This window comes from Pseudomonas sp. IT-P12 (assembly GCF_949767465.1).
Classification (GTDB): Bacteria; Pseudomonadota; Gammaproteobacteria; order Pseudomonadales; family Pseudomonadaceae; genus Aquipseudomonas.
Window position 1 is genome coordinate 1,042,450 of record NZ_CATKPY010000011.1, and the last position, 23,916, is coordinate 1,066,365.

Consider the following 23,916-nt stretch of genomic DNA (forward strand, 5'->3'; position numbering starts at 1 on the left):
CGGAGTCTGCGGGCGCAACAACGCTGTGACATTCGCACGACAAATCTGTGTCCATTGCGTCTGCCGATTCTCTACAGTTCTACCAGCCCGAGACTCATCGTCAGGCAGTGTCTTTCAAACAAAAATAAAAGGACGCACCACCATGAAGAATGTAAAACGCGCGCTATTGGCCAGCGCCCTGGCGCTGCTGTCGCTGCCGGTAATGGCCGACGCTGCCCATCCGAAAATCGGTTTCTCCATTGATGATCTGCGGCTGGAACGCTGGTCGCGTGACCGCGATTACTTCGTTGCGGCGGCGGAGAAAATGGACGCCAAGGTCTTCGTACAGTCGGCCGATGCCAACGAGCAAAAGCAGATTTCGCAAATCGAAAACCTCATCTCACGGGGCGTCGATGTGATCGTCATCGTGCCGTTCAACGCGACGGTGCTGACCAATGCCGTGGCCGAAGCGAAGAAAGCCGGGATCAAGGTGGTGTCCTATGACCGCCTGATCCTCAACGCGGATATCGATGCCTACATCTCCTTCGATAACGAAAAGGTCGGCGAGATGCAGGCCAGCGGCGTGCTGCACGCAGCGCCCAAGGGCAATTACTTCCTGCTCGGCGGTGCGCCCACCGACAACAACGCAAAAGTCCTGCGCGAAGGTCAGATGAAAGTGCTGCAACCGGCCATCGACAAGGGCGATATCAAGATCGTCGGCCAGCAATGGGTCAAGGAATGGAACCCTACCGAAGCGCTGAGCATTGTTGAAAACGCCTTGACCCGCAACGACAACAAAATCGACGGCATCGTTGCCTCCAACGACGCCACGGCAGGCGGTGCCATCCAGGCACTGGCGGCTCAGCAACTGGCCGGCAAGGTGCCGATTTCGGGGCAGGACGCAGACCTCGCAGCGGTCAAGCGAGTGATCGCCGGCACGCAAACCATGACCGTGTACAAACCGCTCAAACTCATCGCCTCCGAAGCCGCCAAGCTCTCGGTGCAACTGGCGCGTAACGAGAAACCCGCCTACAGCTCGCAGTACGACAACGGCAGCAAAAAAGTCGACACCATCCTGCTCACTCCAACGCCCCTGACCAAGGACAACATCGACTTGCTGGAACAGGACGGGTTTTACACCAAGGCGCAGATTGCCGGGCAGTGACCAAGGCATCGATCCCCGGTTATGCGGAAACCCTTGTGGGAGCGAGCCTGCTCGCGAAGACGGTGGTTCAGCCTGCATCGCGATTGAATGTGCTGACGCCTTCGCGAGCAGGCTCGCTCCCACAAAGATGAGTGCCCTGTGAGTCTTTGGTATGCGAGCCCTCTCCATGTCCGACTATCTGCTGCAAATGAACGGTATCGTCAAAACCTTCGGCGGTGTCAAAGCGCTCAATGGCATCGACATCAAGGTCAAGCCAGGTGAGTGCGTCGGGTTGTGCGGCGAGAACGGCGCCGGCAAGTCCACGCTGATGAAGATCCTTTCCGCGGTGTACCCCTATGGCACCTGGGACGGTGAAATCCTCTGGGACGGTCAACCGTTGAAAGCGCAATCGATCAGCGAAACGGAAGCCGCGGGTATCGTCATCATTCACCAGGAACTGACGCTGGTTCCCGACCTGTCGGTGGCCGAGAACATTTTCATGGGCCATGAACTGACGCTGCCCGGCGGGAGGATGAATTACCCGGCGATGATTCACCGCGCCGAAGCCCTGATGCGTGAACTGAAAGTCCCGGACATGAACGTATCGCTGCCGGTTTCGCAATACGGCGGTGGCTATCAGCAACTGGTGGAAATCGCCAAGGCACTGAACAAGCACGCGCGCCTGCTGATCCTCGACGAGCCTTCATCAGCCCTGACCCGCTCGGAAATCGAGGTACTACTGGACATCATCCGCGACCTCAAAGCCAAGGGTGTGGCGTGTGTCTACATCTCCCACAAACTCGATGAAGTGGCCGCCGTGTGCGACACCATTACGGTGATCCGTGACGGTAAACACATCGCCACGACCGCCATGGCGGACATGGATATTTCACAGATCATCACCCAGATGGTCGGACGGGAAATGAGCAACCTCTACCCCACCCAGCCACACGACATCGGCGAGGTGATTTTCGAGGCCCGCCACATCACCTGCTACGACGTCGACAACCCCAGACGCAAACGCGTCGACGATATTTCGTTCAGCCTCAAGCGCGGAGAAATCCTCGGCATCGCCGGGCTGGTCGGTGCAGGCCGCACGGAACTGGTGACAGCGCTGTTCGGCGCCTACCCCGGTCGCCACGAAGGCGAAGTCTGGCTGGACGGCCAACTCATCGACACCCGCACGCCGCTCAAGTCAATCCGTGCCGGCCTGTGCCTGGTGCCCGAGGACCGCAAGCGCCAGGGCATCATTCCAGACCTGGGCGTCGGCCAAAACATCACCCTGGCCGTGCTCGACAGTTACTCGAAACTGACCCGCATTGATGCCGAAGCCGAACTGGGCAGCATCGGTCGAGAAATTTCGCGCCTGCACCTAAAGACCGCGAGCCCGTTCCTGCCGATCACCAGTCTGTCCGGTGGCAATCAACAAAAAGCCGTATTGGCGAAGATGCTGCTGACCCAACCCCGTGTGCTGATGCTCGATGAGCCCACCCGAGGCGTGGATGTCGGCGCCAAGTACGAGATCTACAAGTTGATGGGGGCGCTGGCGGCCGAAGGTGTGTCGATCATCATGGTGTCGTCGGAACTGGCCGAAGTGCTCGGCGTTTCCGACCGCGTCCTGGTCATCGGCGAAGGCCAGTTGCGTGGCAACTTCATCAACCACGAACTCACCCAGGAACAGGTGCTCGCCGCTGCACTCAGCCAGCCTGATGGCCATGACAACAATGATCGGAAATCCGCGTAAATGAATCAGGTCAAACAACTCTTCACCCGCTACAAGATGCTCGCACTGGTGTTTGCCGTGGCGTTTATCTGGCTGTTCTTCAGCTGGCAGACCGAGGGCGGATTCCTGACACCGCGCAACCTTTCCAATCTGCTGCGCCAGATGTCCATTACCGGGATTCTCGCCTGCGGCATGGTGCTGGTCATCATCAGCGGCGAGATCGATTTGTCGGTCGGCTCATTGCTGGGACTGCTCGGTGGCCTCGCGGCCATTCTCGACGTTATCTACCACGTACCGCTGTTGGCGAACCTAAGCCTTGTGGCCCTGTGCGGACTGCTCATCGGCCTCGCCAACGGCTACATGGCCGCCTACCTGCGCATTCCGTCTTTCATTGTGGGGCTGGGCGGCATGCTGGCTTTTCGGGGGATTTTGCTGGGGATCACCGGCGGCACGACCATCGCCCCGGTGTCGCCGGAACTCGTCTACATCGGCCAGGGTTACTTGCCCCACACGATCGGCACGGGCCTGGGCGTTCTGCTGTTTGCACTGACGTTGTTCCTGACCTGGAAACAAAGGCGCAATCGCGCCCTTCATGGCCTCGCGGCACATTCACGGGTGCGTGACGTCGCACGCGTGCTGTTGATCGGCGCAGTGCTGGCCGGCTTCGTCCAGACGCTCAACAGCTACGACGGCATTCCTGTGCCGGTCCTGCTCCTGCTGGTTCTACTGGGCGGTTTCAGCTACGTGACCAGCCAGACCGTCTTCGGCCGGCGCGTCTATTCCGTGGGCAGCAACATGGAAGCGACACGCCTGTCCGGTATCAATGTGCAGGCCGTGAAGCTCTGGATTTTCGGGATCATGGGCGTAATGTGCGCCCTTGCCGGCGTGGTCAACACCGCACGCCTGGCCGCCGGTTCGCCCTCGGCCGGCAGCATGGGTGAACTCGACGCCATCGCCGCCTGCTTCATCGGCGGCACCTCCATGCGCGGCGGCTCCGGGACAGTCTACGGCGCCCTCCTCGGCGCACTGGTCATCACCAGCCTGGACAACGGCATGTCCATGCTCGATGTCGACAGCTATTGGCAAATGATCGTCAAGGGCAGCATTCTGGTGTTGGCCGTGTGGGTGGATGTGAGCACTCGGACTGGGAGGCGTTGATGCGCTGTGGGTGCAGTGGCCGACGGTAGTTCGCTTCTGGCCAGACTTTGATTGCCCATCCAAAACCTGCACAACCGCCGGCTCGTTCTGTAACAGGACGTCCACACACAACGGGTCGTCATTGCGGGCAATGCCGGCAACGGCAAATCAACCCTCGCCCGCACCTTGGGCAAGCATCTCGACCTTCCCGTTGTGCACCTGGACATCCTGTACTGGAAGCCTGACTGGGTCGCCCCCGATGCCGAGCAGTTTCGCTTGAGCGTCAGCGAAGCGATCGCTACGAATGCCTGGATGTGTGAGGGCAACCATGCCCTTCATACATTCGAGCTCCGTAGGGAGTTTCGATCGTGCCTACCGTCCTACTGGGGTCGATGGCGGCCCTTCGCGCCAGGCAACAATCGGCCAGGAGCGGACGCGCGAATAGCTAGCGCAACGCAAGTACAGAGATGTACTATTGCAGCCGCGCTCATCGGCGCGCGCTGCCCACCTTCGGCTCACCTGGTTCGCCGGGACGATGAAAGTTTCACTTATGCGCAGATTCCATGGTTGGCGGAATTCGGCAGTGGGCACTGGATAGATCCGCTTCAACTTTTGGAGCACGCATGGACCACCCTCATATCACCGCGACCGCTGTCGAGAAACTCAAACGCGCAGCGAAGTCTTATCGCAATACCTCTGGTTGCCCTTTGGCTACCGCGCTCGACCTCGTTGCAGCGCAGGCAGGCTATTCGAACTGGAAGCGCGTCACCGAACTCGCCGCCAAGCCCCCTGTTCCGGGTAGCCACATGTTGTTGCCGGCCAGGCACCGTCACCTGCTCACTTGGGTGATCACCAAGGGAGGCCTATGGCACAAGCAAGTGCATACCGTTTCTGAGCTCTGCGCGGCGTTAGGTGGCGCGACTCCGGTTTTCATTCGTCAGGCCTGCGAAATCGCTACCCGAGAAACCCCCTGCTTTTGCCAGCTGGACCCCTTCGCCACCGCCATGTTGGCCGGAGTGGCGGTGGACATCGGGGACAAGTACGACTCGTGGAATTATCTGTTCGATGCCAACGCGCCAGCGCGTGAATACCCGGCGTGGAAAAAGCGCGTGGTGGTCGGACTGGGGACTTCCGACCATTACCCCAACGAGCAACTGACAACGCGTAAGAATGATGATCGCAGTGATACGCTGAACCCCAACAACTCGGCGCATAAAGCAACGATCAACAACCGGTCCTCCCAGATGAACCCCAATAACACAAGGTATCCTGGCCCCAGGAGTGACTGATAGAGCGCCGCACTTTTCTCGCCTGCAGAGAAAGCTGTGCGCTCGCTTCCTGACGAACGATATAGAACCCCCTTCCCTATCGGCCAACACAGCTATTACCCGTCCAGTTGGGTGGATACCTCTTTTGCCAGCTCAGTGAAAACCCGAGCCGCAGCGCTCTGATAGGCACCCCTGCGCCGCATAAGGACGGCCGTGCGCTGCAAGCGCTCGGGCTCGAGTGTGATGGCGACCAGATCGTCGTGGGCAAAGGCCGTCTTTGCGGGCAACAAAGTCGACAAAGGCGTCCTGCGAACAATCTCGATCACTGCACCGAGAGCGTTGGCCTCCATCAGCACCTGAGGGTGAATGCCGTGTTCGCGACAATAGCGATCGATCTGGTCGCGCGTCGCGAACTCCGTACTGAGCAAAACCAGGGACTCGCCGTTAAGCGCCTGCAATCCAACAGACTTTTCCTTTGCCAATGGGTGCCGACGGCTGACCACCAGAGCAAGGGTTTCGTCCAGTAACGGGACGGAGTCGATGTCCGGGCTATTCACTTCATCGAAAGCGATCCCCACGTCCAACTCCCCCGCAAGGAGCAGATCCTCTATGCGCTCCTGAGAGATCTCTTTCAGGTTGAGGGTGATTTTTGGATACCGAGCGTGAAATGCCTCGACCACCGGCCCGACCAAATAGGTTGTGAAGGTCGGCGTCACAGCCACACGCAGTGACCCGCGGCTGAGATCGCTCACATCATGGATGGCGCGTTTGGCTTCCCGCAACTCCTGCGCAGCACGGCGTGCGTACTGGAGGTAGACATCTCCAGCATCGGTCAAACGTGTCGTACGTCCTGAGCGATCAAACAACTGGGCACCGAGGCTTTCTTCCAACTGCCTGACCTGCTGCGAAAGGGCAGGCTGAGATACATGCAGTGCGGCTGCAGCCTTCGTGAAGCTGAGGTGTTCCGCAACCGCCAGGAAATATTGGATGTGTCGAGCAAGCATGCTTTAGCCCATAAGATAATCTGATCAACAACATAATAATTGAGACTTTTACCTTATGCCATGCGTTGCTTAGTCTTTGTTCCACACCCCGCGACATTGAGACAGCAACCATGAAAGCGATCATCGACGGTTTTCTGAAATTCCAAAAAAACGCCTTCCCTGAGCGAGTCAAACTGTTCAAGGACCTGGCCAGCCAGCAAAGCCCGAAGGCATTGTTCATCTCTTGCTCTGACAGTCGACTGGTCCCTGAGCTGGTCACCCAGCGCGAGCCGGGCGATCTGTTTGTCATCCGCAACGCCGGCAACATCGTGCCTTCGTATGGCCCGGAACCGGGCGGTGTTTCGGCCTCTGTGGAATACGCGGTCGCCGGACTTCAAGTCGCCGACATCGTGATTTGTGGCCACTCCGACTGCGGCGCGATGACGGCCATTGCAACCTGCAAATGCCTGGATCACATGCCTGCTGTTGCCGGATGGCTCCGTTACGCGGACTCCGCCAAGGTCGTTAACGAAGCCCGCAAACACCCGGATCAGCCGAGCAAAGTCGCGTCTATGGTGCGCGAAAACGTCATCGCGCAATTGGCCAACATCCAGACACACCCATCCGTTCGCCTGGCGCTCGAAGAAGGCCGCGTGACCCTGCATGGCTGGATCTATGACATCGAAAGTGGGCGTATCGACGCCTTCGATGGCAGCACCGGGTCTTTCGTGTCCCTCGCAGAGAACCCCGAAGTTCACGCCGTTTCCCAACAAGCCAGGCACGTTGCCTGAAGCCTTTGCCCTTACCTACTCAGGAGATTCACCATGATCCAGACTCAAGCCACTCGCACCGCTCGCCAAGAACTGACTGAAATCATCATTTTGGCCAAGGCCCGCAAGGACCTTTCCTTCGCCGAGATCGTTGACGGCACCGGCCTGTCCGAAGCCTTCGTCACTGCTGCCCTGCTCGGTCAGCATCCGCTGCCTGCCAGCGCCGCGGAAGTCGTGGGCAAGAAGCTCGACCTTGATGCCGATCAAGTCGCTCTGCTGCAATCGATGCCAATTCGCGGCAGCTTTTCCGACGGCGTACCGTCCGACCCGACCATCTACCGTTTCTACGAGATGATGTCGGTATACGGCACCACTCTCAAAGCGCTGGTTCACGAAAAGTTCGGCGACGGCATCATCAGTGCCATCAACTTCAAGCTGGACATCAAGAAAGTCGAAGATCCGGACGGTGGCCATCGCGCCGTGATCACCCTGGACGGCAAGTACCTGCCTACCAAGCCCTTCTGATGTCACTCAGCCCGGCGTCTTGCAGCGCCGGGCAACACCCCAAAGCTCTGAACGACCGAGCACCACTGAAGTGCTCTGGCCTTGTCACGCCCTCAATACAGGTGATTGCTATGAAACGCTTACTCGTTTTACTCCTCGGCTGCCTTGGTTCTGTAGCGATGGCCGATCAGCAGGATACTCAGACTTCACCGGTGACGGTCGAACCCTATCGTTACTCTCAGAACCTGGATATCGCGAACATAGTGTCCATGACCGAAGTGCCAGACGTCTGCGACGTAGTGCCGGTCCAGATGACTTACGACGACTCCAAGGGCAGCCGACACATCATGGAGTACCTCGTTTTCGGCACTGGCTGTACCAATTGATTGCTCTCCTGCCGCCTCGACTGGCGCCTGATCGCTTGGCGCTGGTTGCAGGAGGTTCTAAACACCGCCGCCACCTTTTCCCTTCGCCATCTACTGACCAATGCCGACGCGGACCGCTCACGTTCGCTTTCTAAGGCCGCGGAGGCATTGTCGAACAAAGGCTCGCATAAACAACGCGTTTACCGATTTCATTGCTGCATTCGCTGCACATATGAACTGCAATCAACTCAACTAGTGCTCCTGGCGCAGGCCTTTAGACTCTCCCCACGATCAACATCAGGGAGTACTCACATGGTCACCACTGCCGTCATCCACCAAACCGGAGAGCCCCAAGTCATTCAGCTTGAGCAATCCACCGCACAAACACCCGGACCCGGCGAGGTCTGGCTGGAGCAGTTCGCCATTGGCGTCAACCCGCTCGATTTGAGCCAACGTTCCGGTGCCGCACCACTGGCGCTGCCTTCAGGCTTGGGGCTGGAAGGTGCCGGGCGGGTTGTGACGGTGGGGGCCGATGTGACGAACGTGGTGGTCGGCGACCGGGTCGCGTATGCCACAGGGCCCATCGGCGCCTATGCCAGCGCTCGCCTCTACCCGGCCAATCGGCTGGTGAAGATCCCCGACAGCCTGAGCTTCGAGGAGGCGGCGGCCGTGTTGTTCAAAGGCATCACCGCGCAGTACTTGCTCAAGTCCACCTACTCCGTCGGGCCGGGTTCGACAGTGCTGATCTACGGCGCGGCGGGTGCCTTGGGGCAGATCATGGTGCCGTGGGCGAAGCATTTGGGGGCTTTTGTGATCGGTGTGGTGTCCAGCGTTGAGAGTGTCGGGAGAGCCAGGTTGGCGGGTTGTGATGAGGTGTTGGTGTTCGATGCCGCGACGCTGGCCGACGCGGTCATCGACACCACCCAAGGCAGGAAAGTGGATGTGGTGTACGACCCGATTGGCCGAGTGTCTTTCGAGGCGTCGTTGAATTGCCTGCGCTCGCGGGGGTTGCTGGTGTCGTTCGGCATGGCGTCGGGCGCGCCGGCGCCGGTCGAGATCGGAACCCTGAATGCCAAGGGGTCGTTGTTCCTGACTCGACCGTCCCTCGCCGCCCACACTGCCACGCCGGAGGAATACCAGCAGCGTGCAAAGGACGTGTTGCAAGCGATTGACGCCGGTATCATTCAGCCCAATGTCGGGCATCGTTATCCGCTGGCTGACGCCGCCCGGGCCCATGCCGATCTGAACCGAGGCGGTTTGCAGGGGTCGGTTGTGCTGCTGACTTGAGTTTTTTCAGCGTCATCCACGAGGGTTGTCTTTGCATGGATCTGTTCGATAGCCGTCAGGCCGATGAAGTCGCCACCCTGCTGGCCCTGGCCGAGCACGGTTCGTTTGCGGCAGCGGGGCGCACGTTGCAGCGCCATCCCTCGGTGCTGTCCAAACGGCTCAGCGCGCTGGAGTTGCGCCTGGGGGTGCGGCTGATCGAGCGCACCACCCGGCAATTGCGTTTCACCGATGAGGGGCAACGACTAGCGGCGCGGTTCGGGCATGCGGTCAACCTGATCGCCGAAGCGGAGCAGGATGCGCGCGAGGGTGCCGCCGAAGTTCGCGGGCGTTTGTGCATCGCCCTGCCGGCCGCCATGGGTCGGCTGTGGCTGGGCGATATCGTCTCGGCGTTTGCACTCACCCATCCGAACGTGGCGCTGGAAGTTGAATATGCCGAGCGCTTCGTCGATATCGTCGCCGAAGGTTTCGACGTGGCGATACGGATCGGCGAACTGGCAGACAATCGGCTGGTGGCGAAAAAGCTCTGCGATCACCATCGAATCCTGTGTGCAGCGCCCTCCTACCTTCAACAGCAGGGAGAACCGAAAACGCCGGCGGACCTCGCCGCCCATCAGTGTCTGGGGTTCACCGGGCTGCATTCATATCCGGAGTGGAAGTTGACGCGTGCCGGGGAGAAAGTCGCCATTCGGGTGCAGAGCCGGCTGGTGAGCAACGACAACGAAGCGCAGCTGTGTGCCGCGCGCATGGGTGTGGGGATCTTGGCCGGCGGAGACTGGCTGATGACCAAGGACCTGCGCGAGGGGCGTCTGGTGCGGGTGCTTCCCGATTGGCAACTGGATGCCGACAATGGGGTGTATCTGGTGCGGCCGTCGGCGCGATTCAACTCGGCAACGACCACGGCGTTCAAGGACTGGATCGAGAGCGCCTTTGCCGAGGCTGCACCTTGGGTAACCCCGCCCCGCTGATTGATCACTGACTGCCCATTGTTTTGACTTATCTCTGCTGGCATCGCTTCTCTGTCGTCGCAAACAAAACCATGGTTTTACTGAGCAGAATGATTTCTGGCGGCCATGCTGGCGCGCCGCGCACCCCAAACGCTGCTGCTGACTACCTGGCTGCAGAAACAGCGGGCACGCTACACCGGTCGATCAGCCGAACGGCTGCTCAGCCAGGTTGACCTGTTATTGCAACACAGTCAGCTGCCGCTCCCGATCCTGACGTCATTGATCAATCAGAGGACAGCAGCTTCCTGACTTCAGCAATGATCAAGTCGATATTGAATGGCTTCGCCAAAACGACATCAAACAAATCCGATCTCTGCATGCCTATATGCGCCTGCGCACCACTCATCAAAATTATTGGCAGATGATTGTTCGAGGGAAGGGAACGGACCGCAGTGGCGAACTCCAGGCCGTCCATGACCGGCATCATGAAGTCGGTAATGATCAGGGCTGGCCGTTCTCTATCCAGCACCTCGAGCCCTTTTTGTCCATTACCCGCAGTCACCACCATGAAACCCTCATCCTCCAGTGCGAACCTGAGAATGTCAGCTATCAAATACTCGTCGTCGACGACCAGGATGGTGGTCATGTTAATTCAACCCACGCAAAGACTTAAGATGTTGAACCGGGTGATGACTCAGTGAGTACTGATGGTTCATGTCTTGAAGCCTTTTTTAGGAAAACATCTTGATCACGGACGACAACCTCGAATCTGGAAGGGTCGTAAGAGCTGTCACGTACCTTAAGAATGGAAAGCGTTCTGCATAGTTCAGAGTGATTCTCAGAGAACCGCATCAGCATCAGGTTGTCGACGATACTGGACAGGTCAGAGTTCGGTGCGCTGACCTCGGAGCCGAAAAGATCCCGCATTTCCCAAGAAGCGAATACGGTAACGCCCCTCGACCGGAGCTCGTTCATCAGGGCACTGAAGAAGTCAGTGATCCGCGCCGGATTTGTCGTGACTCGCGTCATGCCGCTCAGGCTATCGATGAACAACCGCTTGATGCCCTTTTCTTCAACCATGCTGAGCAGTCGTGCACCAAGAGCATCAAGCAGACCCTCGGTGGTCGGTTGCCAAGCGATGCTCAGCGCACCACTCTCTTCCATGCCTTTGATATCGATGCCCAGTGACACGCCTTTCAAGCGCAATCGTTGTGGACTTTCATAAAAGCCAAAATGCAGACCCGGAGCATCCACCGTCGATTCCGCCAGGAACTTAAGACCCAGCGTCGTTTTTCCAATCCCGGAAGGTCCCATGACCAGAGACACACTTGAACTGTACAAGCCTCCGCCCAATATGCCGTCCAGTGATTCAATCCCACTGGCAATACGCGTCATATCGGCGCTGTCAGGCGACGATGGATGGCTGTATAGACTTTCGAGTCGGGGATAAACCACCAATCCCCTGTCGGTGATCTCGCACTCATGAAGACCGGTCATCGCTCCGCTGCCACGTGTTTTGCGCAGTTGAATTCGACGCACTGAGCGAGTGCCATAGAGCTCCTCACCCATCTCGATTACACCATCGACCATCGTATGCTCTGGGCTGCCATCATCGAGACGGGAACTGGTCAGAAACAACACTGTGCATCCCGCGAAAGCGGCGTGCCCTTGTAACTCCGAGATGAATTTCTTGGTGTCGATGGGCGAGTCGGCTTTTGAACGCGCATTGAGCAACCCATCCACCACCATCACTGTGGCTTTTTGCCGACTTATCTCACGGCGAAGCAGCTTCACCACCTCATCCAAACCTTCATTTTCCAGGGTGTCGAAAGCACTGACGAACTGGATGTCGGCGCCGACTTTAGAGGCGTCGAAAAAGCTCAGCGTTGAGAGAAACTGAAAAAGCCGATCATGCGATTCAGCCAACAATGTGGCGACCAGAACCCGACCGCCATTGCTGGCGTGATGAAATCCAAGCTGATTTGCGAGGATCGTTTTTCCAGATCCCGGGCGCCCCTGGATTATGTATGAAGCCCCCTCGACCAGCCCACCCTTGAGCAGGGCATCGAGCCCTTCTATTCCGCTTTGAAGGCGTTTTAGCTTTTCCACAATGCGACCCTGATCTGAAAAACGAGCTGTTTAAACCCTGTGAATGGGATGCTAACGCCATTTCTGATCAGGAGCCATTTAGATTGAGTCGAAAGTTGATGTGTTGATCGGACGACAGAGACTGAAAAATCGGGCGCGGGATGCCCAGTCCGATGGCAGACCAAAACTGAAAAGACGCAACTCCGTGTTCAACGGGGACTTTTGTTCTCAGACAGGCAGTTACCGCCGTCGACCACAAGCACCTCGCCCGTAATGTAGCTGGACTCTGGAGAAGCCAGAAAGGCTACCGCGGCCGCGACCTCCTCCGGCCTACCGGCACGCCCGACTGGCACGTACCGCGCGGCGGTCAATTCCTCAGCGGTGCTCGATTGCGTCGCGATCCATCCAGGGGCCACGGAATTCACGGTGATACCGAATGGCGCGACTTCCAGCGCCAGGCTCATGTTCATCCCCACGATCCCGGCTTTTGCCGCCGCATAGGCTGCCTCGCCAGGGTTGCTGACGCGGGTACCCGTCGTAGAACTGATCTGAACGATGCGCCCATATCGACGACGCTGCATCCCCGGCAGCACTGCTCGGGTCAGCAAAAATGCAGTCGTCAAATTACGCGCAATCGAGGTGTTCCAGGCCTCGACGCTCATATTGGCCACGTCGGAGAACACCTCGGCTTCGCCCTGAATGACCATTCCAGCGTTGTTCACCAGCACGTCGATGCGCCCCCAGAGCGATTCCGCCCAGCTCACCAGTTCGGCGACCTGAGCAGGCTGGGTGAGATCGGCAGCGCGACCTTCCACTTCATAACCGCCCGCGCTGAGTTGCGCGACGCGATCATGGATACGAGCACTGCTGCCCGTGATGATCAGCTTTGCCCCCAAGTCTCCAAGACGCTTGGCGATAGCAAGACCGATCCCATGTTCGCTGCCGGCGCCACTGACCAACGCGACCTGACCACTCCAGTTTTTCAACATGCGATGCTCCACGGGGATACACGGAAAGTACTGCCTGACCTTACAGAATAGACGGAGCCTGAGCGGCATCGAATCGCCAAGGACTATAAGCGGTTGTCTCTCACCCGCAGTGCCCATCAGGCAGTGCAGGCGCGCCAATACTGCCGTTGATCCGGCGTCGTTCGGAATGACACATCGTGAGGACGAACGTCTGTCAATCGTCGGGAATCCAGGTCTGTGTCTGTTCGATTCGATTTGATTCGATTCGATTCGATTCGATTCGATTCGATTCGATGACAAGGCATGACCTGTACCTGTCACAAATCCCCTCGTTACAGGCAGAAATGGGACTATTTTTAGGGTTGGACAGAGAACACTGTCTGACCATGAATCTTTGATTTAACTAGATAGTTAACTATCTATATACTGCACGCCTCTTTTCAACGGGACATTCAACGTGAAGCAGGGTCAACGCCTCTCGGGCATATCAACATTCATTCTGGTCGGGCTGGGCGTGATCATCGCTCTCCTGGGCTTGGCATTAGCCGCTGGTGGCATGAAATTGGTCAGCCTTGGAGGATCCTGGTACTTCCTGGTGGGTGGGCTGGTGATGGCCGCTTCCGGTGTGCTGATCGCTCGCTTCAAACTGGCCGGTGCCTGGCTGTTTGCGCTGTTCCTGGTCGGGACAGCGATCTGGGCTGTCAGCGATGCCGGTTGGGTTTTCTGGCCGGTGTTCTCGCGCCTGTTCATGTTCAGCGCGGTCGGTTTGGCCGTGACGCTGGTCTACCCGTTGCTCAAGCGTGCCAACGGTGGCGTTCCAGGTCGTGACGCTTACGGCGTTGCGGCTGTGCTGGCGATCGGGCTGGCCGTGGCCGCCGGCAACATGTTCGTCGCGCACCCCACTGTTGCTGCCACCGGCACTGGCCCGGGCCTGACGCCGGTTGACCCGGACAAGGCGCAAAAAGATTGGGCTCACTACGGTAACACCGAAGGCGGCAGCCGCTTCGCAGCACTGGATCAGATCAATCGCAGTAACGTCGACAAGCTCAAAGTCGCGTGGACGTACCATACCGGTGACGTCGCCGAGAGCGATGGCAATGGCGCCGAAGACCAGCTCACCCCGCTGCAGATCGGCAACAAGGTGTTCATCTGCACGCCGCACAACAACCTGATCGCACTGGATGCCGACACGGGCAAGGAACTCTGGAAAAACGCGATCAACGCGAAATCGAAAGTCTGGCAGCGTTGCCGTGGCATGGCGTATTTCGACGCCACCCGCGCCATCGCTCAGCCGAGTGATGCGACGATCACCGAAGCCAAACCGGCGCCGTCGGCCAATTGCCAGCGCCGTCTGCTGACCAACACCATTGATGCCCGCCTGATCGCAGTCGATGCCGACACTGGCGAGTTCTGCCAGGGTTTTGGCAACAATGGCCAGGTCGATCTCAAGGCCGGTCTGGGTGATGTTCCAGACAGCTACTATCAATTGTCCTCCGCCCCGCTCATGGCCGGCACCACCGTCGTGGTCGGTGGTCGCGTGGCCGACAACGTGCAAACCGATATGCCTGGCGGCGTGATCCGTGGGTTCGATGTGATGACCGGCGCCATGCGCTGGGCCTTCGACCCGGGCAACCCGCAGGATCGCAACGCACCGGCCGACGGCAGTACTTATGTGCGCAGCACGCCGAACAGTTGGGCACCGATGTCCTATGACCCGGCGACCAACACGGTCTTCCTGCCGATGGGCAGTTCTTCCACCGACATTTATGGTGTCGAACGCAGCAAGCTCGATCACACCTACGGCGCCTCGATCCTGGCACTGGACGCGACGAGCGGTGAAGAACGCTGGGTCTTCCAGACCGTGCACAACGACCTCTGGGACTTCGACCTGCCGATGCAGCCGAGCCTGATCGACTTCACCAAGGACGGCAAAACCGTTCCGGCGCTGGTCATCGGCACCAAGGCCGGGCAGATCTACGTGCTCGACCGTGCCACCGGCAAACCGCTGACGGCAGTTGAAGAAGTACCGGTCAAAGCGTCCAACATTCCTGACGAGCCTTACTCTCCGACCCAGCCAAAATCGGTGGGCATGCCGCAGATCGGTGCCCAGCACCTGAGCGAATCGGACATGTGGGGTGCCACCCCGTACGACCAACTGCTGTGCCGCATCCACTTCAAGTCGATGCGTTATGACGGTCTGTACACCGCGCCAGGCCTGGACAAATCCTTGAGCTTCCCGGGATCGCTGGGTGGCATGAACTGGGGCAGCCTCTCCACTGACCCGGTGCACGGTTTCATCTTCGTCAACGACATGCGTCTGGGTCTGTGGATTCAGATGATCCCGTCGCAGAACAAGGGTCAGGCCGCAGGGGGTGGTGAAGCGCTGAACACCGGCATGGGCGCCGTGCCGCTCAAAGGAACGCCCTACGCGGTGAACAAGAACCGCTTCCTGTCGGTGGCTGGCATTCCCTGCCAGGCGCCACCGTTCGGCACCCTGACCGCCATCGACATGAAAACGCAGAAAATTGCCTGGCAGGTTCCCGTCGGCACCGTTGAAGACACCGGCCCGCTGGGCATCCGCATGCACCTGCCGATCAAGATCGGTCTGCCGACCCTCGGCGGTACCCTGTCGACCCAGGGTGGCTTGATCTTCATTGCCGGCACTCAAGACTTCTACCTGCGCGCCTTCAACAGCGGCAACGGTGAAGAAGTATGGAAAGCCCGCCTGCCAGTGGGCAGCCAGGGTGGCCCGATGACCTACGTATCGCCGAAAACCGGCAAGCAATACGTCGTCATCACCGCCGGTGGTGCGCGTCAGTCGACCGATCGCGGCGACTACGTGATGGCCTACGCCTTGCCGTAAGCCGCTGTGCCCGAGTTCAACACGGGCGCTTCTCAAGCGCGGCACCTGCGGGTGCCGCACTGCTTTGCGATATCGCTGAATATTTGCGCAGGAAGAGTTTCATGTTTCGTTTTGATCATTCCGGCTGGCTCAACGGCGTGCTGTTGGGCCTGGCCTGCAGCACCGCCCTGCCCGCCTTTGCCGATGCTGATTCCAACCTTTTGACCCGCAATACCCTCACCGGCGATTGGGGTGGAATGCGCCACCAGATGGACGAAGACGGCGTCAGGTTCACCGGCGACTACAGCGGCGAAATGGCCTACAACGCGCAGGGCGGCCTGCACCGCTCCGCTCGCTATTCGCAGAACATCAAGCTCGGCGTGCAATTCGACTTGAGCAAACTGTATGGCGTCGACAACGCCGGCAAGGTGCAACTGAGCATCAACGACCGACGCGGCAACAGCGCTTCCGAAGATCTGGTGGGCAACCGTCTGCCGATCCAGGAAAACTACGGTGGCCTCTACACACGCCTGACCGAGCTGAGCTACGAACGCACAGTGTTTACGCCGGCGCTGAACGTGAAGCTGGGCTACATGGCCATGGGCAACGATCTCGGCGGCCTGGACAGCGGCATTCTCTGCAACTTCATGAACGCCGGTTTCTGCGGGCATCCGCTGAACATGTCCGGAGGCAGCGGCTGGACCAACTACCCCAACGCCCATTTGGGCGTGCGGGTCAAATACGACCTGTCGTCGGCGTGGCAACTGCGCGTGGCCGCATTCAATGTCGATCCTGAAAGCAACGGCAATTCCAGCCGCGCTTGGCACCTGGGCCCGAAACACACCACGGGCACCGTGGTGCCGATCGAGTTGGTGTACAAGCACCCCGGTGAGTTGCCCGGCGAATACAAGGTCGGTTACTACTACGACAGCTCTGATGTGAAACGCATTGGCAGTGACAAGGAAGTCGCCGGACGCGGCGGTCATTACGTACTGGTCGATCAGGCTGTCTGGCGTTCGCCCTCGTCCAAAGGCCGAAGCCTGCATGCCTTCGGTCAATACTCGGCGGCCAGTGAAGCCGCTTCACCGTTCAGCAAGTGGTACGGCACCGGCGTGGTTCTGTACAAACCGTTCGAAGGTCGCCCGCGTGACACCGTCGCTCTGGGCTATGGCCGTGCTGTACCCAACCCGCGCAGCCGCGAAGTGCAGCAAGACGCCGCGCTGGCCAAAGGTACAACGTTCCCGAACCTGGACAGCGCCGAGCAACTGATCGAGCTGGGCTACGGCTACCAGGCCACTCCCTGGCTGACGCTGCGCCCGAACGTGCAATACATCATCGAACCGGGCGCGTTTTCCGGGCAGGACATCGACAATGCCCTGGTGCTCGGCTTGCAGGTCAAAGCTTCGCTGTGAATGTGTGCGCTGTGAGCCCGCCGTCTTTTCAGCAGTGGAACGACGACCACAATGACCTGTCGACAGATCTTGAGAGTCAGCACATCGAAACTGTTGGGAGGACATGGTGGTTTATCTGGACTGGGTTCAATGGCCGGCGATGCTGGTGACGGTACTCGCGGCCTGGCTGATCGGCTCGCAGCGGCCAGGTCGGCGGATGATCGGGTTCGTGTGTTTCAGTTTGAGCAATGTGTTGTGGGTGATCTGGGGTGCCCATGCACAGGCGTACGCATTGATCGTGTTGCAGGTTTGCCTGTTCCTGATGAACCTCAGGGGGCTCAGGAAAAACGCCAAGGGCAAGTAACACCAGCAGTCTCAGGACTGACGGTGGCCATCGAAGTTCTTCTTGAAGCCTCGAGCGTTCATCCCCAGGAGAATGCACTCCAGCAGGATCAACGCGTAGGCGTCGGCGTGCAGCCCCCAGATCACCCACAGCGCATTACTGAGGATAAATCCCCAAAAAGCGATCATCCGCCGGTACGCTCGTTGCGAGCCGATAAACCAGGCTGAAGCCACGGTGATGAGCATGGCGGGCCATTGCACCCAATCGATGCCCTCCAACTCCATATCTCCCCTACCTTCGCTTCAAAGAGACTCCAGCAGTCGACCTTCCCACCCCCAATAGGTTTAAAAAATCGCTGGCGTGCACCAAACGCCGACCGCTAGTCATTCGCCCCTCGATCACTCTGAACTTACGTCCACCGAGACTCCTCTCCCGCTAACAACCATCGCAAGTCAGGGATAAAACGTCATGAGAGCTCTCACGTATCACGGCGCGCACAGCGTCAAGGTCGATAACGTTCCAGATCCGGTCATCCAGGACAGTGACGACATCATTCTTCGGGTCACAGCGACGGCAATTTGCGGCTCTGACCTTCATCTCTACCGAGGAAAAATTCCCACCGTCGAGCATGGCGATATCTTCGGTCACGAGTTCATGGGCATCGTCGAAGAAACAGGCCCGACGGTGACCGCCGTACAACCGGGCGATCGAGTGGTCATTCCCTTCGTGATTGCCTGCGGCAGTTGCTTTTTCTGTGCGATGGACCTGTTCGCTGCCTGCGAGACAACCAACACCGGCCGTGGCGCGATCATCAATAAAAAGTCGATTCCACCAGGGGCTGCACTCTTCGGCTTCAGTCATATGTACGGTGGCGTGCCTGGCGGGCAGGCTGAATATGTGCGAGTACCGAAAGCCAATACCGGGCCTTTCAAAGTGCCGGGGACATTGTCGGATGAAAAGGTTTTGTTCCTGTCCGACATTCTTCCGACCGCCTATCAGGCTGTGACGAACGCAGGCATCGGCCAGGGCTCGAGCATCGCCATCTATGGCGCAGGCCCGGTCGGTTTGTTGAGCGCAGCCTGCGCCAGGATGCTCGGCGCCGACCAGATATTCATGGTCGACCACCACCCCTATCGCTTGGCGTACGCGCGGAAAACCTATGGGGTGATTCCGATCAACTTCGATGAAGACGACGATCCTGCCGATACGATCATTCGCCAGACCAAGGGCATGCGAGGGGTTGATGGCGTGGTCGACGCGGTCGGATTCGAAGCCAAGGGCAGCACCACCGAAACGGTGCTCGCCACGCTCAAGCTCGAAGGCAGCAGCGGCAAAGCGCTACGCCAATGTATCGCAGCCGTCAGACGCGGCGGCGTTGTGAGCGTCCCGGGCGTCTACTCCGGGTTCATCCATGGCTTCCTGTTCGGCGACGCCTTCGACAAAGGCCTGACATTCAAAATGGGCCAGACCCATGTGCATCGTTTCCTCCCTGAACTCCTCGATCACATCGAGACAGGTCGCCTGTCACCGGAAGTCATCATCAGCCATCGCCTGTCGCTGGAGCAGGCCGCCGAGGGATACAAGATCTTCGATAAAAAAGAAGAGGACTGCCGCAAGGTCATTCTGACACCTGGCGATAGCCACATCGCTTTGCCAGAGAACGATGGCAGCGGCACCGTACTGGCCACATAAAGGTTCGACAAACGAAGAGGACGAGAACCCGGTCCCCCACCGCATTCTCGTTCTTCATCTACAGCTGGGCAACGCGCTAACCCAACGCAGTATCGAGAAACATCATGACCCCGAAACCGAGCATCAGCCCCAGCGTCGCAGGGGTCTCGTGACCATTGCGATGGGTCTCGGGAATGACCTCGTGGGACACCACAAAAATCATGGCGCCGGCTGCCAGGCCGAGTGCGATGGGGTAGCCCAATGCAAAGCTGCTGGAGATGCCCAGACCGACGATGGCGCCAATGGGCTCCATCAACCCCGAACCCACCGCAATCAGCGCGGCGCGCAGCGCTGAAATGCCGGTCACCCTCAAGGCCAAAGCGACAGCCAGCCCTTCGGGAATGTCTTGAATGGCAATCGCCGTCGTCAGCGGCAGTCCAACCTTCATGTCGCCGTTGGCGAAGCTCACGCCAATGGCCATGCCTTCCGGCAGGTTATGCAGGGTGATTGCCAGAACGAACAGCCAGACACGATTGATGCGCCGCTCTTGAGGCCCGCGACGGCCGCTTTTCTCGTGTTCGTGAGGCACGAATCGATCTAGGCCGACCATCAGCGCCACGCCCAGGCCCAATCCTGCAACCACGACGCAGGCGGCGAGCAGTTGATTACCGCAAAGCGCCTGAGCCGCTTCGATACCCGGGATAATCAGCGAAAAGGAACTGGCGGCCAGCATCATCCCGGCGGCGAAGCCGAGCATGATGTCCTGGGTTCGGGCGGCGATATCGCGCAACGCAATCGCCACCACAGCGCCTACGGCCGTCGCAGCGAAACCTGACAGGCCACCGAGAAAGGCAAAGTGCAAATTTTCCTTATTGGCACCGACGAAAGCGCCATACCCGCTGATCATCAGGAGGACCGTCACGCCAACCAGAATTGACCAGAAGACTCGCCCACCCCAGCCGGAGCCTGAGAATCGGGCGCACCAATAGCGAAAGGATCCGCCTGATGAGGTCAGCGGCTCGGGCATGGCAATCTCCTGTCTGCTCCAGATGCGCTTTTTCGTGGACGCTCTTAGCCTTTGCTGTGTTCAGGCGACGACGGCCCTTCCTTGATCCCACGCGGCCCTGCAACACCCCATACGACCAAGCCAATCACCGGGAAGACGATCAACCCGATGGCCCAGGCGGCTTTGGTACCCACTGTTTTGTCACTGCGAAACACGCTGACCATGGCCCACAGATCAACGAGCAAGATGATCCCCGCAAGAGCGATCGCGAAATAACTGGTAGCTTCCGACATGATGACGCCCTCCTCAGCGTGGATAAGGCTTAGGCCCCACATCATCCCGAGCGTTCAAGGAATCTCACCTGGCACTCATTCATGAGTGATGTTTCACCCTTTCCAATCAAACAGCGCGTCCATTTCCCGCATGAAAATCTCGGCGGTCTTGGGCCCAATCCCGTCAAAGTCGCGCAATCGTCTCATGACCTCAGTGCGATCCTCGCTTGCCGAGAAGAGATGACTGACCTTGCCCGCGTACTCATCATCGATCTTCCGCGCCAAAGCCAGCAGACGAGTCGCCGTTGATTCGTCGTAACGAACGTAGCGAGCTTCACCCAACATGCGCACGAGTTCTCGATGAGTGCACATGGCCAGTTTGTGAGGAGTGTCTTTCTTGTGCTTGTTGACGATGACGCTGTAGGCCTCGACGGCGATGTCAGTCTGTATACGTTTGCCCATCAGAAAACTGGCAATGAACCATCTGAACACCCCGTCTTCGTTAGCTCCGTCGAGATTGATCCGCAAATCTTGCGCGGTGACGATATGGGCCATTTTTTGCCACTCCAGACCTGCCATTTCCGATTCCACTCCCGCTGGGTCGCAGCCATAAGTCCATCCGGTCGCCCGTTTTATTCCGCTTGAACGAAAGGCAGAGCAGAGCCGCCAACCTGCGGCCCGCTATTGAACTTACTCTCCTGCAGGATTGACGATGGCGCATCGACGACGTGCGCAATCAAGCGCAGACCTTACCAGTTGTAACTCACCGAGCCGGTCACATTTCTGCGATATCCGTATTTGCAGCTGTCACCCGTGTAACCACACTGAGAGACATAGGTTTCATCGGTCAGGTTGGACGCAGTGAGCGCCAGCTTCGCACCGGCATAGGAAGCAGACAGCTTGCCAAGGTCGTAGCTCAGGCTGGCGTCAAACAGGGTGTAGTGGGGAATGCCTTCGCTGTTTTGCGAGTCGATGTAGCTGGGACCGACATAGCGTACCCCTCCCCCGATCGCCAAGCCCGACAGCGCACCGCCCTGAACCGTGTATTGCGACCAGAGCGAAGCCAATTGCTCAGGGGTATTGCCAGGCTGATGACCTTTTTCACCGGCCGTGTTGCTACGGGTAATTTCAAGGTGCGCATAGCTGTAGTTGGCAATCAGCTCCAGAGCATCGGACAACTGTGCCTTGCTTTCCAGTTCGATACCGCGCGATTGGATTTCTCCCGTCGCCACCGAAAAGCGATTGTTGGCGGGATCAGCAGTCAGTACGTTCTGACGAGTCAGATCGAACAACGAGACGGCTGTGTAGCTTTCGCTCCCCTTGGGCTGGAATTTGATCCCGACTTCGTACTGGCGACCGGTTTCGGGGTCGAAGGCACTGCCATCACGGGCTACTGCTGTGATGTTGGGAAAAAACGACTCGGAATAGCTCGCATAGGGTGCCAAGCCGTTGTCGGCCAGGTACATCACCCCAGTTCTCCACGTGAAGGCGTGGTCACGTTGCTTGAGGTCTGCCGCCGTGTCGGTGGCGTAATGGACCGTTTTCGAACGGGCCCAGTCCTGGCGACCGCCCAGGTTGAATACCCAGTGCTCATCGAATTTGAGCTGTTCCGAGAGATACACCCCCGCCTGGTCAAGTTGACGACGCTGGTTGATGTCGTAGAAGGCGTCGAGATCGCTGTAGTCCTGGTGATAGATCGGCGCATAGACATCCAGTGGGTCGACCACGTTGCCACCGCCCAACTGGTTGGTGCTGGCGTGCTGCAAGTCGATACCGAGCAACGTCGTGTGTTCGAAGCGGCCCACGTCCCACTGCGCCTGGAAGTGGTTATCGAGCAGCGCATTCTTCACTTTTTCGTGGCCCAGATAACCGAAGCGCCCCACTGTGCGCTGGTCGTCATCCAGGCCATATTGGTAAATCGTGCGCTGTTCCTGATAGGAGCGGCTGTAGCGGGCGTTTTGGCGGAATGTCCAGATGTCATCAAGGTGGTGCTCGAACTGATAGCCCAGCGACCATTGCTCTACGTCATATTTGTCGAAGTCAGGGTCGCCGACAAAACGGTCCGTGGCGATCCGGCCATACCGCGAACTGTCGAGGGTGCCCACCCGTGGCAAGGCGTAGTAGCCCAGCACATTGCGGTCTTTTTGAAATGACGCCAGAACCGTCAGCGAGGTGTCTTCCGAGGGACGCCAACTGATTGCCGGGGCGATGAATTGGCGGTCATCCAGGGCGTAGTCGATCTGTGTACCGCTCTCTCGCCACAGGCCAGTGAGACGATAAGTCAAGACACCGTCATCCGTGAGCGGCCCGCCGAAGTCCGCGGCCAATTGCTTGCGATCAAAACTGCCTGCCTGCATCATCAGTTCATGGAGCGGCTCATCGGTGGGACGCTTGCTGATGACATTGACCATGCCACCCGGCGAGCTTTGACCATAGAGTACCGACGACGGCCCACGCAGCACTTCCACTCGCTCCAGACCATAGACTTCACCTACGGCGCGACTCTGGTTGGAAAAACTGTACTGGCGCAGGCCATCACGATAGATGCCGCCGCCGGTGGTCGCGTCAAAGCCACGGATGTTGATAGTGTCGCGCCGGGTATCGACGCCGTTGGCTTCACCATTGACCCCCGCCGTGTAGCGCAGCACCTGCCCGATACTTTGTGGTTGTTGAGCGTCCATCTGTTTACGGGTGACCACGCTGATCGATTGAGGCGTCTCCATGATCGACGTATCGGTCTTGTTGGCACTCATGGTTCGGCTGGCGACCAGACCATCGTTGCGCCCCAGCGAAGTGTCGTAGGCGGTGCCACTGATTGCGGTCGGTGCCAGCTCCATGACGTCGCTGTTGACCGGCACCAGCAGTAGGCTACCGTCGTCCTGGCGCTCAAAGCCCAGACCCGAACCGAGCAAGAGCTGCGTCAGCCCGGCTTCAGTACTGAAATCGCCCTGCAGCCCTTGGGTGCTCTTGCCAGCCGTCAGTGCCGAACTGCCCGCCATGCTGATTCCAGCCTGTGCGCCAAAACGCGACAAGGCAGCATCCAGTGGGCCTGCGCCGATGCTGTAATGCTGGCGATTGCCATCGGCGAAAACGGCGAAGCTGCAAAGTGGCTGCACGCTGAGCAACAACAGGCCAAACGTACGGACACGCAAGGCGCGAGAAGGTGAAATCATACGGGGCTCCTAAGGGGTGAAAACCCACCTCTGGCGGGTGGGTGATCCCTATAGGCCA

22 protein-coding genes and 1 pseudogene are annotated in these 23,916 nt (G+C 58.8%); 14 read left to right on the top strand and 9 right to left on the bottom strand.

Annotated features, from left to right (window positions below; genetic code table 11):
• The first annotated feature begins 142 nt into the window (after nt 1-142).
• From xylF to ACM6IM_RS07820, 5 genes and pseudogenes are all read left to right on the top strand, one after another.
• The gene (gene xylF, locus ACM6IM_RS07800; RefSeq protein WP_054055029.1) at nt 143-1,144 is read left to right on the top strand and encodes a D-xylose ABC transporter substrate-binding protein; all 1,002 of its coding nucleotides are present in this window, start codon (nt 143-145) and stop codon (nt 1,142-1,144) included.
• Between the two features lie 166 nt (nt 1,145-1,310).
• The gene (xylG, locus tag ACM6IM_RS07805; protein WP_414864732.1) at nt 1,311-2,867 is read left to right on the top strand and encodes a D-xylose ABC transporter ATP-binding protein; all 1,557 of its coding nucleotides are present in this window, start codon (nt 1,311-1,313) and stop codon (nt 2,865-2,867) included.
• Nucleotides 2,868-4,004, top strand: a complete 1,137-nt coding sequence (locus ACM6IM_RS07810; protein WP_201195844.1) for a sugar ABC transporter permease — start codon at nt 2,868-2,870, stop codon at nt 4,002-4,004.
• Nucleotides 4,005-4,124: 120 nt separating this feature from the next.
• A pseudogene (locus tag ACM6IM_RS07815) lies at nt 4,125-4,337 on the top strand (AAA family ATPase); the annotation flags it as partial.
• Nucleotides 4,338-4,606: 269 nt separating this feature from the next.
• A complete protein-coding gene (locus ACM6IM_RS07820) occupies nt 4,607-5,272 on the top strand; it encodes a hypothetical protein (protein ID WP_414864733.1) in 666 nt (221 codons plus the stop codon).
• Between the two features lie 95 nt (nt 5,273-5,367).
• Here the strand turns inward: ACM6IM_RS07820 and cynR are convergent, their stop codons facing one another.
• Nucleotides 5,368-6,255 carry a transcriptional regulator CynR gene (cynR, locus tag ACM6IM_RS07825; protein WP_414864734.1) on the bottom strand — a complete coding sequence of 296 codons (888 nt, stop codon included), beginning with the start codon at nt 6,253-6,255 and terminating at the stop codon, nt 5,368-5,370.
• 110 nt (nt 6,256-6,365) lie between these two features.
• Here cynR and ACM6IM_RS07830 point away from each other — a divergent pair, with 110 nt between their 5' ends.
• The 5 genes from ACM6IM_RS07830 to ACM6IM_RS07850 all read left to right on the top strand — a co-directional run bounded on the left by ACM6IM_RS07830 (nt 6,366) and on the right by ACM6IM_RS07850 (nt 10,125).
• Complete coding sequence (locus ACM6IM_RS07830) at nt 6,366-7,025, top strand: carbonic anhydrase (protein ID WP_192308721.1); 660 nt, start codon at nt 6,366-6,368, stop codon at nt 7,023-7,025.
• 33 nt (nt 7,026-7,058) lie between these two features.
• Nucleotides 7,059-7,529, top strand: coding sequence for a cyanase (cynS, locus tag ACM6IM_RS07835; protein ID WP_414864735.1), 471 nt, complete (start codon nt 7,059-7,061; stop codon nt 7,527-7,529).
• 110 nt (nt 7,530-7,639) lie between these two features.
• The gene (locus ACM6IM_RS07840) at nt 7,640-7,894 is read left to right on the top strand and encodes a DUF2790 domain-containing protein (protein ID WP_414864736.1); all 255 of its coding nucleotides are present in this window, start codon (nt 7,640-7,642) and stop codon (nt 7,892-7,894) included.
• A gap of 291 nt (nt 7,895-8,185) precedes the next feature.
• Nucleotides 8,186-9,160, top strand: a complete 975-nt coding sequence (locus tag ACM6IM_RS07845) for a quinone oxidoreductase family protein (RefSeq protein WP_414864737.1) — start codon at nt 8,186-8,188, stop codon at nt 9,158-9,160.
• 35 nt (nt 9,161-9,195) lie between these two features.
• Entirely contained in the window at nt 9,196-10,125 is a 930-nt protein-coding gene (locus ACM6IM_RS07850; RefSeq protein WP_414864738.1) for a LysR family transcriptional regulator, read from the top strand.
• Between the two features lie 262 nt (nt 10,126-10,387).
• Here the strand turns inward: ACM6IM_RS07850 and ACM6IM_RS07855 are convergent, their stop codons facing one another.
• The 3 genes from ACM6IM_RS07855 to ACM6IM_RS07865 form a co-directional block, all read right to left on the bottom strand.
• Nucleotides 10,388-10,750 (bottom strand): response regulator, encoded by a 363-nt coding sequence (locus ACM6IM_RS07855; RefSeq protein WP_201195829.1) that lies wholly within the window; start codon nt 10,748-10,750, stop codon nt 10,388-10,390.
• 23 nt (nt 10,751-10,773) lie between these two features.
• Entirely contained in the window at nt 10,774-12,213 is a 1,440-nt protein-coding gene (locus tag ACM6IM_RS07860; protein ID WP_192308712.1) for an ATPase domain-containing protein, read from the bottom strand.
• 188 nt (nt 12,214-12,401) lie between these two features.
• Entirely contained in the window at nt 12,402-13,181 is a 780-nt protein-coding gene (locus tag ACM6IM_RS07865; RefSeq protein WP_414864739.1) for an SDR family NAD(P)-dependent oxidoreductase, read from the bottom strand.
• Nucleotides 13,182-13,617: 436 nt separating this feature from the next.
• Between ACM6IM_RS07865 and ACM6IM_RS07870 the strand changes: the two genes are divergently transcribed.
• From ACM6IM_RS07870 to ACM6IM_RS07880, 3 genes are all read left to right on the top strand, one after another.
• Nucleotides 13,618-16,023, top strand: a complete 2,406-nt coding sequence (locus ACM6IM_RS07870) for a glucose/quinate/shikimate family membrane-bound PQQ-dependent dehydrogenase (RefSeq protein ID WP_414864740.1) — start codon at nt 13,618-13,620, stop codon at nt 16,021-16,023.
• A gap of 101 nt (nt 16,024-16,124) precedes the next feature.
• Complete coding sequence (locus ACM6IM_RS07875) at nt 16,125-17,414, top strand: carbohydrate porin (RefSeq protein WP_414864741.1); 1,290 nt, start codon at nt 16,125-16,127, stop codon at nt 17,412-17,414.
• Nucleotides 17,415-17,517: 103 nt separating this feature from the next.
• Nucleotides 17,518-17,757 carry a hypothetical protein gene (locus tag ACM6IM_RS07880; RefSeq protein WP_414864742.1) on the top strand — a complete coding sequence of 80 codons (240 nt, stop codon included), beginning with the start codon at nt 17,518-17,520 and terminating at the stop codon, nt 17,755-17,757.
• A gap of 11 nt (nt 17,758-17,768) precedes the next feature.
• On the opposite strand, the gene ACM6IM_RS07885 is transcribed toward ACM6IM_RS07880, so the two are convergent.
• On the bottom strand, nt 17,769-18,014 hold the full coding sequence (locus ACM6IM_RS07885) for a hypothetical protein (RefSeq protein ID WP_192308890.1): 246 nt from the start codon (nt 18,012-18,014) through the stop codon (nt 17,769-17,771).
• A 190-nt stretch (nt 18,015-18,204) separates the two neighbouring features.
• On the opposite strand from ACM6IM_RS07885, the gene ACM6IM_RS07890 reads away from it, so the two are divergent.
• Nucleotides 18,205-19,428 (top strand): zinc-dependent alcohol dehydrogenase, encoded by a 1,224-nt coding sequence (locus ACM6IM_RS07890; protein ID WP_414864743.1) that lies wholly within the window; start codon nt 18,205-18,207, stop codon nt 19,426-19,428.
• Nucleotides 19,429-19,504: 76 nt separating this feature from the next.
• Here the strand turns inward: ACM6IM_RS07890 and ACM6IM_RS07895 are convergent, their stop codons facing one another.
• The 4 genes from ACM6IM_RS07895 to ACM6IM_RS07910 all read right to left on the bottom strand — a co-directional run bounded on the left by ACM6IM_RS07895 (nt 19,505) and on the right by ACM6IM_RS07910 (nt 23,858).
• The gene (locus ACM6IM_RS07895; RefSeq protein ID WP_414864744.1) at nt 19,505-20,434 is read right to left on the bottom strand and encodes a ZIP family metal transporter; all 930 of its coding nucleotides are present in this window, start codon (nt 20,432-20,434) and stop codon (nt 19,505-19,507) included.
• A 44-nt stretch (nt 20,435-20,478) separates the two neighbouring features.
• Nucleotides 20,479-20,706 (bottom strand): PLD nuclease N-terminal domain-containing protein, encoded by a 228-nt coding sequence (locus ACM6IM_RS07900; RefSeq protein ID WP_414864745.1) that lies wholly within the window; start codon nt 20,704-20,706, stop codon nt 20,479-20,481.
• Nucleotides 20,707-20,799: 93 nt separating this feature from the next.
• Entirely contained in the window at nt 20,800-21,240 is a 441-nt protein-coding gene (locus ACM6IM_RS07905) for a DNA methylase (protein ID WP_192308888.1), read from the bottom strand.
• Between the two features lie 194 nt (nt 21,241-21,434).
• Entirely contained in the window at nt 21,435-23,858 is a 2,424-nt protein-coding gene (locus ACM6IM_RS07910) for a TonB-dependent siderophore receptor (RefSeq protein ID WP_414864746.1), read from the bottom strand.
• Between the last annotated feature and the right edge of the window lie 58 nt (nt 23,859-23,916).

Bases quoted from the DNA above. Each gene is read 5' to 3' on its own strand.
- xylG (WP_414864732.1), top strand. From the start codon at position 1,311: ATGTCCGACTATCTGCTGCAAATGAACGGTATCGTCAAAACCTTCGGC.
- ACM6IM_RS07880 (WP_414864742.1), top strand. From the start codon at position 17,518: ATGGTGGTTTATCTGGACTGGGTTCAATGGCCGGCGATGCTGGTGACG.
- ACM6IM_RS07810 (WP_201195844.1), top strand. From the start codon at position 2,868: ATGAATCAGGTCAAACAACTCTTCACCCGCTACAAGATGCTCGCACTG.
- ACM6IM_RS07830 (WP_192308721.1), top strand. From the start codon at position 6,366: ATGAAAGCGATCATCGACGGTTTTCTGAAATTCCAAAAAAACGCCTTC.
- ACM6IM_RS07875 (WP_414864741.1), top strand. From the start codon at position 16,125: ATGTTTCGTTTTGATCATTCCGGCTGGCTCAACGGCGTGCTGTTGGGC.
- ACM6IM_RS07910 (WP_414864746.1), bottom strand. From the start codon at position 23,858: ATGATTTCACCTTCTCGCGCCTTGCGTGTCCGTACGTTTGGCCTGTTG.
- ACM6IM_RS07895 (WP_414864744.1), bottom strand. From the start codon at position 20,434: ATGCCCGAGCCGCTGACCTCATCAGGCGGATCCTTTCGCTATTGGTGC.
- xylF (WP_054055029.1), top strand. From the start codon at position 143: ATGAAGAATGTAAAACGCGCGCTATTGGCCAGCGCCCTGGCGCTGCTG.
- cynS (WP_414864735.1), top strand. From the start codon at position 7,059: ATGATCCAGACTCAAGCCACTCGCACCGCTCGCCAAGAACTGACTGAA.
- ACM6IM_RS07850 (WP_414864738.1), top strand. From the start codon at position 9,196: ATGGATCTGTTCGATAGCCGTCAGGCCGATGAAGTCGCCACCCTGCTG.
- ACM6IM_RS07840 (WP_414864736.1), top strand. From the start codon at position 7,640: ATGAAACGCTTACTCGTTTTACTCCTCGGCTGCCTTGGTTCTGTAGCG.
- ACM6IM_RS07855 (WP_201195829.1), bottom strand. From the start codon at position 10,750: ATGACCACCATCCTGGTCGTCGACGACGAGTATTTGATAGCTGACATT.
- ACM6IM_RS07820 (WP_414864733.1), top strand. From the start codon at position 4,607: ATGGACCACCCTCATATCACCGCGACCGCTGTCGAGAAACTCAAACGC.
- ACM6IM_RS07865 (WP_414864739.1), bottom strand. From the start codon at position 13,181: ATGTTGAAAAACTGGAGTGGTCAGGTCGCGTTGGTCAGTGGCGCCGGC.
- ACM6IM_RS07900 (WP_414864745.1), bottom strand. From the start codon at position 20,706: ATGTCGGAAGCTACCAGTTATTTCGCGATCGCTCTTGCGGGGATCATC.
- cynR (WP_414864734.1), bottom strand. From the start codon at position 6,255: ATGCTTGCTCGACACATCCAATATTTCCTGGCGGTTGCGGAACACCTC.
- ACM6IM_RS07890 (WP_414864743.1), top strand. From the start codon at position 18,205: ATGAGAGCTCTCACGTATCACGGCGCGCACAGCGTCAAGGTCGATAAC.
- ACM6IM_RS07905 (WP_192308888.1), bottom strand. From the start codon at position 21,240: ATGGCCCATATCGTCACCGCGCAAGATTTGCGGATCAATCTCGACGGA.
- ACM6IM_RS07845 (WP_414864737.1), top strand. From the start codon at position 8,186: ATGGTCACCACTGCCGTCATCCACCAAACCGGAGAGCCCCAAGTCATT.